4 protein-coding genes are annotated in these 4,480 nt (G+C 52.7%); all 4 read right to left on the reverse strand.

The annotated features are described in order from the left end of the window. Positions 1-136 precede the first annotated feature (136 nt). Positions 137-997 carry a hypothetical protein gene (locus ENN40_00890; GenBank protein HDP93899.1) on the reverse strand — a complete coding sequence of 287 codons (861 nt, stop codon included), beginning with the start codon at positions 995-997 and terminating at the stop codon, positions 137-139. Further along, entirely contained in the window at positions 978-2,204 is a 1,227-nt protein-coding gene (locus tag ENN40_00895; GenBank protein HDP93900.1) for a hypothetical protein, read from the reverse strand. The genes ENN40_00890 and ENN40_00895 overlap by 20 nt, the downstream gene beginning before the upstream one ends. Before the next feature lie 67 nt (positions 2,205-2,271). Beyond that, positions 2,272-2,763, reverse strand: a complete 492-nt coding sequence (locus tag ENN40_00900) for a hypothetical protein (GenBank protein ID HDP93901.1) — start codon at positions 2,761-2,763, stop codon at positions 2,272-2,274. Between the two features lie 49 nt (positions 2,764-2,812). After that, positions 2,813-3,259, reverse strand: a complete 447-nt coding sequence (locus ENN40_00905; protein ID HDP93902.1) for a carboxypeptidase regulatory-like domain-containing protein — start codon at positions 3,257-3,259, stop codon at positions 2,813-2,815. Between the last annotated feature and the right edge of the window lie 1,221 nt (positions 3,260-4,480).

Consider the following 4,480-nt stretch of genomic DNA (forward strand, 5'->3'; position numbering starts at 1 on the left):
CTACATCGTCAACTGTATTTGTCCTGGGCGGATTTGAAACTCGCCCCTCGCCTATTGCCCCTTGCCCATCGCCTCTTGCCTCATGCCGATCGCCCTTACCACTTTTTCTACTTCTTCCCTTTTCAACTTTTCAACTCTAAAGCAAACTCTCGGGCACAAACACGACATCATGGGGTTCGAGCTGAAAATCCTTTTCTTTTCCCCGCAAAATCTTTTTAACGTTGACCGTGATCTTTTTTTCTTCGCCATCCACTGTGCGGGTGATGCTCACCGATCCCCGGCGCGCGCGCTGGGTAAAGCCGCCGGCCTGGGCGATTGCCTTCATCAGTGTCATGCCCGTGCCGCGTGTCATCTGGATGTTTCCGGGCTTTTCCACCTGGCCGAACACGTATACGTCGTACTTGCGCTCGATCGGCACGTTGACGATGTCGTTGTCCATAAGGGGGATGTTGAGCTTGGGATCGCCCCGAAGCATCAGTCCGTCCAGGTCGATAGAAATGGACGCAGTTTTTCCGCCGGGGAAAGTGCGGATCACGATGATTTTGTCCCCCATATCACCGGACAGGCCGCCGGCACGGCTGAGCAACTGCATCAGGGTCATGGAACCCAGTAACTTGTAGTTGCCCGGGTTTTTCACCGCGCCCATTACCGAAACCATGCGGCTCTCGTACTCCTGGATAAAAACCGTGACCTGGGCGTTCTTGAGGTAACTCTCTTCCAGCAACTTGGCCAGTTTTTCTTCCACGCCGCGCCGGGTCAGTCCCTCCACTTCGACAACCCCCAACAAGGGCAGGGCGATGGTGCCGTTTTCGGCCACGCGGGTGGTGATGTTCAGTTCAGGGACCTCGAACACCTTGATTTCCAGCAGGTCCTGGGGGCCGACCCTGTAATCATCTTCGCTGTTCTGCGAGATATTGTTGGCCTGGCTCGTCAAGATTGCAGTCAAAAAAAGAGTGATGCTTATTATGAAAACCGATTTAGAAGTCATGGGTGACATAGCCTCCGATAAAGTAATAACCGCGTTGCAGGTCCAGGCGCTGGGAATCCCACTCCTCACGGCGGAAACTCAAACCGATTCCCGTGGTTTTCGCCAGGCGAAACACGACCCGGGCCTCGTATTGCTGATAGTTGTCACTAAACTCAAGCGTGCCATCCGACAATTGTCGATAATCGTGCCTTCCCGTGCGATACCCGAAGCCAACGCGCATATTGCGGGACATGTAATAGTCCAGCCCGGCTTGAACCATGCGTTCATTATAGAAGTATTCCGGACGATAAAAAGAAAAGCGGTTGTCAAGGGTATAGGAAACCTGCAAGCGCCAGCGCCGTAACAGGCGATAGATAATAGCTCCTGATCCGTAAAATGTATCAAATTCAGCATACCCAGGGGTATCGGGAATATAGCGCTTGTAACCCAACGAAGCATTTCCGGTCAAATGGCCGATTTCGGGAAAATGGATGTTCAGGGTAGAGGTCAAATCCTTTCCGTTCCGGTTCTGCGAATAATCAAAACGGTATTGGCGCAGATTCACTTCCAGTGACAACAGCGTGGCGGTAAACACGGGCAGATTGAGTTTGATTCCGGCATCACGTTCGTTGTGATCCAGCGTAATGCCTGGTTTGAAACGTTCCATGAAGCCAGTGTCTGTGTAGTCCACTTTGGAATATCCGGCATAAAGGGTCAAGAAAAGGGCGGTATGATTGCCGATATCCGCTTCCACAAGATGTGTGGTTGCATAACTGCGCACGCGTGCCGCGAATTCGTAGTTTGGACGCCACCGCAGGCTGTCATAGTTCAGGCTGTACATGAGATGCAAGCCGGCCAGGTAGGTAAAAATCTTACCATTAAGTGAATAATTAAAAGCCCGTTCCGTATCTACGGCGGAGAAATAAGAGTAATAAGGATGACCATTAAATATGAAAACGAGTCGGCTGCCCGCGACCGCTACGGCTTTAACACGAAGTCCCAGGTCCGCCATCCATCCGGGCTGGGATTCTACATTGTAGCCGTAAATATTGTCCGTGTAGCCGAGGTTTTCAAGGGTGAATTGGGGAAAAACCTGGAACGGTCCCAACTGAAAACGGCCCGTTTTCAACGCGGCTTCCCGCTCTTTGAAAAAATCGGCGCCGCGAACCTGAATGCCTGTTGCCAGAAAAATCAACAGCAGTGTCCATCCAAAAGGTGAGGGTTTAACCTTACTCATTCACCGATTTCAAAAAAACTTTCAATGCAAAGATAAAGAGAATACTCTGGATCCGGATGCTTGATGTCTACAGGGTGGTCGGACTTACTTCTTTGGGTTCATCTGTGACCAGCTTGGTGATCACCGCTGTTCCGGAAAGGATCAGGGCAATGCCGCAGGGGTTCTTCCACAGCATGGCCAGGGGCCGCTCCGGCGTAAGGTAAAAAGAGCGGATCAAGCGCTTGCCGGCGGTGATCTTGACCACGCTCAGGGTCGTGTACACCTTGCCGGATTTGACGCGAACCGCGGCTATGTAATTGCCCGGCAAAAGCCCGGATATCTGGTAAGCGCCGGTATCGCCCGTGGGTTCGGATTGAAACTCATCCCCGTTTTCATCAACAGGTTTGAGAATCACCCTGGCCTCTTTGATCGGCGACTCGCCGTCCCCATCATAAATGAATCCCCCCACGCCGCCGAAGTTTTCCGCCTGGGCCGGTGCCAAGGCGGGAAAAACCAGCAGAATGGCGACTATGGTTATCGCGAAAGGCGTCAACTTGCTCATTGCCTTGATCTGGTTCATCCGTCCTCTCCTAACAATTCCTTTCCAATGGCATCATTATACCATTGAATCACAACAAAAACAGCAAACCGATTAAAACAAGTGAAATTCCGCAGGGCGTACAATTGCCGAAAAAGCCCTTGCGCGCCTTCACATGAAAATCGCGTTCCAGGGACGTGCCGGCCGTGATGTTCACCACTGTGCGGGTTTTGAGTTTGCGCCCGCCCTTCGAAATCACGATCACCTTGTAGCGCCCCTCTGGAATACCACTCAGGGCATACAGGCCGTTTTCGTTCGTGGGCTGGGAGGTATAAGTTTTCTTTTTTTCCTGCTTTTTTACCGACTGCAAACGCACCCTGGCTTTCTCCAGCGGAGTTTCCTTGTCTTTCTGATAAACCACTCCGGTGATTACGCCTTCATCCGACTGGGTCTGGGCGATTGCAACGGCCGGCCATACCAGGCCCAGACATACAGCGGTTACCATCCATGCTTTCATTGCTTTGCCTGATTTCGTCATGAACTCCCTCCTTTCACAGGGCCTTACCTTGCTTTCGAATTTTTCATATTATCCACATAATCGCGCGCGGGCTGATGGTTCGGCTGAAGCGTAAGAATGCGGCGCATCAGTTCACGGGCGCGCGCGGATTCGCCCAGAACGCCTTGCAGGCGTCCCAATTGATACAACAAATCTACGTTCGCGGCGGAAAACTCCCTGGCGAAACGCGACTTCTCCAGAAACTTAACCGCCTGGGGAACGCGTTTGATTGATTCCAGCCAGGCCGCGACCTGGAGGAAAAACCGGCGGTCAACCGCCTCATCGAAGCGCGCCAGCGCCATGGCCAACGACTCCATTTTCGTATTTGCCAACGTTTGATTTTCGCTTGCTTCCGTCCAGATATCAAGGGCCAGGGCATCGTCGCCGGGAAATTGATCCACCAGTTTTTTCATTAAGGAGCGGTTAAAGTCCCGCGCCAACGCGGCCACGTCACGTTCGCGCCTTTCCAGAACTGCCCGCATGACCGGTTCCAGGCTTTGGCGGATTTTTTCATCTTTTATGTCTTTATAAGCGCGGCGAGCCTGCTCGTATTCCCCTACCCGTTCACTCGCACGCACAAGGAAAAAAAGCAGGCGGTCACTGAATTCGGGTTGAATGCCTTCACGAACTGATGTCAATTCTCGAAAAGCCTCCTTGAAACGCCCCTGGTTGAAGTTCGTCATTCCCTTCAACATGGCCACGCGCGGGTCTTCGGCAACCAGGTTATCCAATTTGGCTATGCCTTCTTCCACCCGCGGCCAGTTTTCCCGCTGCGCCGCTTCAAAGGCATCCTGGAACACCAGTTCAAAAGAGCGCCGGGTTCCCGTATTCGCTCCGGTATCTTTCTCAGGATACATTGTGCGCATCATAACCCGGAACAAAGCCGTGTCCGCGGGATCAATCCCGGCCGAATCGGGTTCCATATCGCGTGGATCACTTTCCAGAAACTCCAGTTCCTTTCGGGCATCGTCGAAACGGCCCAATTGAAACAGGGTCAGGGCGGAATACCCACGTACCCGGCGCATGAGTTCGGGGTTATTCAGCAAGCCGAACGCGGCAAATTCCAAGCGCTCCAACGCTTCTTTATAACGGGCTTCCCTGAAAAGCGTACGCCCTTCCTCGAGCGCGTTTGTATAGAAACCGTCTGATGCGGAAACCGATGCCATCACTATTGCCAGCAACAGCAAGGGCATCAAAATCAGC

This window comes from Candidatus Aminicenantes bacterium (assembly GCA_011049425.1).
Lineage (GTDB): Bacteria > Acidobacteriota > Aminicenantia > UBA2199 > UBA2199 > UBA876.